At 45.2% G+C, this 6399-nt stretch carries 4 protein-coding genes and 1 tRNA gene; 1 reads left to right on the top strand and 4 read right to left on the bottom strand.

What is annotated here, in order from left to right; all coding sequences use genetic code 11:
- Positions 1-202: 202 nt before the first annotated feature.
- From B3V51_RS11030 to B3V51_RS11045, 4 genes are all read right to left on the bottom strand, one after another.
- Positions 203-925, bottom strand: coding sequence for a 16S rRNA (uracil(1498)-N(3))-methyltransferase (locus B3V51_RS11030; RefSeq protein WP_071003423.1), 723 nt, complete (start codon positions 923-925; stop codon positions 203-205).
- On the bottom strand, positions 922-2484 hold the full coding sequence (locus B3V51_RS11035; protein WP_286708424.1) for a 3-deoxy-D-manno-octulosonic acid transferase: 1563 nt from the start codon (positions 2482-2484) through the stop codon (positions 922-924). Before B3V51_RS11035 ends, B3V51_RS11030 begins: the two co-directional genes overlap by 4 nt.
- 119 nt (positions 2485-2603) lie before the next feature.
- The gene (locus tag B3V51_RS11040; protein ID WP_286708425.1) at positions 2604-4103 is read right to left on the bottom strand and encodes a tetratricopeptide repeat protein; all 1500 of its coding nucleotides are present in this window, start codon (positions 4101-4103) and stop codon (positions 2604-2606) included.
- A gap of 109 nt (positions 4104-4212) precedes the next feature.
- Positions 4213-5853 (bottom strand): cardiolipin synthase, encoded by a 1641-nt coding sequence (locus B3V51_RS11045; RefSeq protein ID WP_286708426.1) that lies wholly within the window; start codon positions 5851-5853, stop codon positions 4213-4215.
- 419 nt (positions 5854-6272) lie between these two features.
- On the opposite strand from B3V51_RS11045, the gene B3V51_RS11050 reads away from it, so the two are divergent.
- Positions 6273-6348 (top strand) — tRNA-Val (locus B3V51_RS11050).
- Positions 6349-6399 lie beyond the last annotated feature (51 nt).

Genomic DNA, 6399 nt, shown 5'->3' on the forward strand with positions numbered 1-6399 from the left:
TTACAAATCTCGCTAAGGCATCTGCATTATCGTCGCTTTGTGCCTTATCTGGAACAATTTTAGCGATCAGCAGTGCCTATTTGCGAATGTTCAACACGCCCTAGTCATTTTCTAAAGCTAAGTTGTACCCAAAACGGCTCTTGTGTTTTTGTACTCCTGCACTCTTGGGAATGGCAAATATATTAACGAATACCACACCAATTTAGAGCAGCCATTGCCCTAACATAACATTGACCGCCGCTTCTGTACGCAATATACGCGGCCCTATATGTACTGGCGTGCACCCGTGTGCGGCGAGTAGCGCTATCTCATAATCGATCCAACCGCCTTCAGCACCGATGCAGACCAAACTGGGCAATTCTAATGTTGTATCTAATTGTCGAAATTCAGAAAATGACTGCTCAGCATAAGGGTGTGCAACGATGGCTTGATTACTCACCAAACTGGTAAGCGTATCCTCGACAAATGGCTTAAAACGTTTTTGTAGCGTAATACGAGGTGCAATCGTATCAACCCCTTGTTGCAAGCCTTCTAATACAAACTCATCAAGACGCTCAAGCAGCGGACTTTGCCAATAGCTTTTTTGCGTGCGATAGCTGTTAACAAGCACAATATCGCATACGCCAAGCGCCGTCATATCCATGATCAAACGCCGCAATACTTTGGGACGAGGTAAGGCTAAAACCACTGTCAGGTCCAGTTTGGCTGGCGGGGTAATACCGAGCTGAACATCGTATAACTGAATACTATCAGCAGCAATGTCCTCAATGACAGCCGTACCAAGATTGCCATCTAGCTGCCCAATTTTGAGCGTGTCACCGACTTTTGCGCCCAGTATGTTATTGACATGATCGACTTGCACCACATCATTGATTTGCGCTTTACTTGTGGAGAAATTTTCAACGGGCAGTAATATACAATTCATAATATCTCTTGGTCTAACTTTTTAGGATAATACCGTTCAATAACATCCTCAATCATAGCCAGTTGACGAGTCAACACTGCTTGCTGTTGTACGGTTATTGTCTCACCCGCCTGTCCTGCCTGCGTCGCTAATGGTAAATCACTTAACCACACCTCTAGCTGCTGATAAATAAGTGCGATGTCATCAGCGCTATCAGTACCGTACTGATGATTTACTGTACTTTTAGCGCACTCATTTGAGCCATCTATCGTCATTGGACGATAAAACTCATTGTTTGGTTGATATAAAGCGCCCACCTCGGCCAGTTTATCGACCACACTTTGGCACGATTGGGTGTAACGACCCATGATAATAGGCGTTGCCACGCTCGCAGGTTCAACGGGATTGTGTCCGCCTATGTCTACTAGCGACCCTCCAACCAATGCGACATTTGCCAGTGTATACCAAGTCATCATCTCACCCATGCTGTCCGCCAGATAGACTTGCGTGTCTCCATTGATGGCCTCATCAAGACTGCGCCGTGCCATTGTTAGACCAGTCTTTTCGATCAATGCTGCAACTTCATCAAAACGCTCAGGATGCCTAGGCACGATGATCAGTAACGTATTGGCTAGTGCTGTCTGCGACAAGATCTGCTGATGTAGCGATAGCGCCGTCTCTTCTTCACCATTATGAGTGCTTGCTGCCACCCAAACTGGTCGGCCTGCTATCGCAAACGCTTTTGCCAGCTGCGCACCTGAGTCTTTTGCATCAACAGCTAAATTATCGGAATCGATAGCTTCCACATCAAATTTAGGCGTATTGATGACCCACTTTAGCGACCCTGCTACGCGGATCTGTGCGCTATCCGCCCCTAATTGACGAAAGCGTTTGGCAGAATCGCTGTCTTGCGCAATGATGAGCGCAAGGTTTTTCATCATGCTGGTACTCACCGCACCGATTTTTTGATAACTTTTAAAAGAAGACGCCGAGAGACGACCATTGACTAAGATACTTGGTATCTGATGCTCAGCAAGCTTGGTCAAGATATTCGCCCATAGTTCAGTTTCGACAAACAGCGCGGCGATAGGCTGTACGTGCGTCAAAAATGTCTCAATCACGGCAGGAGTATCAACAGGGACATAACTGTGGCTCATGCGGTTTTGAGCGATTGCATCTGCAAACCGACTGGCACCGCGAGCAAAACCTGTCTGCGTGGTGTTGGTCAACCATATCTGATAGCCACTAGCCAGTAATGCGTCTAATAAAGGTGCAACCGTATTGGTCTCACCCAACGATACCGCATGACACCAAATCACACCTTTATTACTGTGACCAGTAATCGCTGGACGCGGTGGATATTGCTTGCCAAAACGCTGCGCCACTTCTTGCTGATAATTGTCACGTTTGTGAGAGCGCCGCCATACTTGCAGGCGATATAGCGGTTTTAACACACCGATCAGAAATTGATAATAAAATGGCGTCTGATACACCGCACGATCAGTCAATAAATTATGACCTGACAACCTAGTGTCAGTCGAATGGGAAGAGGTGTCAGATGGAGTATGAGATGATGGCATGGAGTAGCCCAGATTAGTAATGAATCAAACAGCAGAAAGGTAAATATAAAAACGCGCCAATTCTACCTGAAATCAGCGCGTAACCATAAACTTTTAAAAGTTTACTGAGTCAATAGCGCCTAGACGATAATCAGTATCAGTACCGCAACCACGATCACTGCACCAAACAGTAACTGATAGCGCTTGATACTGTGCTGCTCTTGTTTTTGCGTCGTGATCAGCGCTTGCGCTTGCTCCCATTGAGACACAAGGTTTGCCGCCTCTATATGACCATTATCTGCCGCTTGCTCTAGCCAGTATTTACCACTATCAATATCTTGCGGCATGCCTACCCCTTGATAGTACAGCTTGCTAAGTAAACGCTGGGCACGGCTGTCGTTTTTGCTAGCGGCTTGCTTCACCCATTCCACGCCAGATTTTTTAGCTTCCTCATCATCTGCCGTGAGTCCTTCGCCAAGCAGCTCATACATCGCTAAGCGTAGCATGGCAGCCGTATTACCCGCTTCTGCAGCCGCCTGTAATGCTAGCAATGCTTTATTTTTTGCTGCTCTATGATTGTCTGAAAACACAACTTGGCCACGCGGTTTGTCCTGCTTGGCAATGTGCTGCTCAAACTGATCGAGGACTTTGCAAGCTTGCTGATATTCAGTCACGCCTGCTGTTTGCGGCACCTCAATCTCGTCTAACTCTATGAGCAGCTGCGTAAACATTTCTGGTGTCGGTGGGGTTTTTACAGGCGCCATAGGCTTGGTGGCTGGCGACTCTGTCTTCGTCAGCTCAGGTTTTGCTTGAAGCTCTGGTTGGCGCGGCGCGGTACTCACTAATGGTTTAGATACAGTAGTTGCAGCAGAAGGGCGCTCGATATTGGCTGATACTATATTAACATCAGCCAATTCATTATTTACCGGTACGTCCTCTGATGCCTCATAATGACTAGCAGGTTGACTTGTACTGATAGTCGTACTCGAATCTATCGTTGAGTGTATGCTTTGGGTCGTATTATGCGTTGCTGACTCAGTCTTTAAATAACTAAGTGTATCTGTATTACTCGCTTGATCCGATAAATCTGGCAATCTTGCGCTGACTGCTTGGTATAGTCCACTCTCCGCCTGTCCCCCTTGTACCGCTTCAAATGGCCGATCAATATTGCCAAATAGACGCAGCCCTATTGGCTCTAAAGGAAAAAATAAAGGCAGCGCATCAGTAGCCGCATTATTATCACCATAGCCAACGGCCATATGCTGATAAAAGTCATCGGTAATCAATGACAGCTCAGGATAGCGTTTGCGTAGCTCAAACTGCCCATACCAATGGGGCTTATTTTGCCACTGCTGTGCCAATACGCGACCTGCATAAAACGCCAAAAACACCATAAAGTTGCGATAGTGCTCATCGACCAGTAACGTCGCCTCGTCCCATATACCGCCTTTCATCATGTCACGGCGCACCTGAGACAATAGTGTATCAATACGCTGTAAACTCTCAAGCGACTCATCTAGCGCACAATTATGTAGCTCTGTCTCATATGCGATACCACCTGCGATAGGACGCCTAGCTAAAAAATCTTGCCAGTAGCCTTCTGCAATATAGTCAAGTGGTGTTAAGGGCGAGGCAGACATAGACAGGCGTGTCCTTTTTTAGATAAGTTGATTATAGAGACAATGATAATGATTAAAAATATGAGCATAAAAAACACGGACAGGTTACCTTAACCTAAAATTGAGCGTGCTACAATAAAGGACTAAACAAGCGTACAACATTATCAAATAAGCGTTTTGATCCATGGCGCTGCTGCCACTCTTCATTGCCCAAAATACGGCAACTTTGTAAATATATTTCTTGACAGTCAGCCACTTGAGCGACCATCTCTGGCGTATAAATCGCCAAGCTGACTTCCATATTTAAATAAAAACTGCGCATATCAATATTGACCGTACCAAACAGACAATAGTCGTCATCGATAACCACGGTTTTTGCATGTAGCAACCCCCCTCGAAATAGCGCAATGGTCACGCCAGCATCGAGTAGCTCTTGATAATAAGCTTGTGAAGCATGCTGCACCAAAAACGAATCGACTTTTTCAGGAACAATAATCGTCACCTCAACGCCGCGCTTTGCCGCTATCGTCAGTGCACCTGATAGCGACTCATCGGGTACAAAGTATGGGGTGGTAATACGAATACGCTTATTGGCACGGTGAATCACAGTCACTAACGTATTGTAAATCACATGCGCTGTCAGCTGCGGTGCTGACGGTATGAGCTGTGCCATCACCTTGTCTACGACAGGCATCTTTGGTATCACAATTGAAGTGCTACCGATATCTGGCTGCTCGTGATAATCAATGTGATCGTTCAATACTTTTACTCGACTATTCAGATCGTTGATGGTCGGATCCATCACATAGAGCTTTCGCGTATAGTTATTGACTCGCTGATTGAGCGCATCTAGGTTTTCGTTGTTTTCGGCGCCGATATCAGTAACAATAACTTTGGCCATGGCGGTATTGATACTAATAGAGTGCTGGCTGGTGGTTCTAATCGCCACATCAATCCACTGTCCGACATTTTTATTTTGCTTAAAAAACCTCGGATCAACCAAATTAAAGCTACCGATATAGCCAATATATTCGTCAATGACCACCATCTTACGGTGATTACGTAAATCAGAGCGCTTAAATAGTGTCTTTAATAGACCTACTGGCAGCGACTGATGGACAAACACACCGGCTTTTTCTAATTTACGATGGGCACTACTATTAATAAAACTAAAGCTACCTACACTATCTGCCAATACGTGACACTCAACGCCGCGCTGAGCGGCTACCGACAACGCCTCTATCACATCGAGTACTTTTCCTCTGGGATATACAATATAAAACTCCATAAAGACAATGCGCTGCGCTGCATGGATATCCTCAATCAAACGCTGAAAGATCGATGCAGGATCTGTTAACAACTGCATTTGATGATCGGGAAATACTCCTAGCCCTGTCCAGCGCGTTCCTATTTGGCTCACACCGCGGTATTTGATGGGTAGCAGATCTTGTCCTTTATCAAACACCAGATGCTCGCGCCGTGCCATGTCATTCATCATGATGCTTGCTTGATCCACGCGCTCACGGTAGCGTCGTCCAATCATCGGCTCGCCTAGTAGTATGTATGCAATCAGACCGAACACGGGCACGGTATAAAGCACTGCAATCCAAGCAATGGATACACCAATATTACGCTGCACTGATACAACGCGTAACGTCATAACAATCATCAGTATAATATGAAATATCAGACCTAGACCTGCGTACTCTCCCCACGTCCAGTTGGTAAAGATCTGCCCAATCGTAAAAATATCTATGCTGGCCTCCCTCAATCATGCTCAAAAAACAAAGTATCCGTAGTATAGTAGCTTTTCGCTGTCAAACAACTGCTAACAATCATAACTTGCCTCTAAAAAATACAAGTAAGTATCTACCATATACTACTGTTTTTAATACCATTAAAAATTTATTTCCGATTATTTCATAAAATAGTCAAAATAACGTTTGACAGCCAAGTGTAAATCTATATAATACACACCCACAGCAAGGGGACTTACTTAGATAAGCCCAGCTGATAAATCAACATTGAGTGTGACAGCTAATGTTAATGAAGCAATACAGAAATTCCATTTAAAGAATTTCTCTTGTAGTAGAAGTTATACCTTATATTGGGTACTGAGCTCCTAGGATTTACGAAAATGTAAATTCTCTTGCGCTCGGACGAAGCAGTGCTTTGTTTTCTCCTCGCTCAGGGTGATTAGCTCAGTTGGTAGAGCGTCTGCCTTACACGCAGAATGTCGGCGGTTCGAATCCGTCATCACCCACCACTTACTAGCAAGTGGGCCTTTTATAAAGGCAAGAAGCTAAGACGACCTAAG

This window comes from Psychrobacter sp. UBA2514 (genome assembly GCF_002341255.1).
Taxonomy (GTDB): Bacteria; Pseudomonadota; Gammaproteobacteria; order Pseudomonadales; family Moraxellaceae; genus Psychrobacter; species Psychrobacter pacificensis.

What these genes read in the sequence shown, in the direction of transcription:
- B3V51_RS11030 (WP_071003423.1), bottom strand. Translation starts at nt 925, where the DNA reads ATGAATTGTATATTACTGCCCGTTGAAAATTTCTCCACAAGTAAAGCG.
- B3V51_RS11035 (WP_286708424.1), bottom strand. Translation starts at nt 2,484, where the DNA reads ATGCCATCATCTCATACTCCATCTGACACCTCTTCCCATTCGACTGAC.
- B3V51_RS11040 (WP_286708425.1), bottom strand. Translation starts at nt 4,103, where the DNA reads ATGTCTGCCTCGCCCTTAACACCACTTGACTATATTGCAGAAGGCTAC.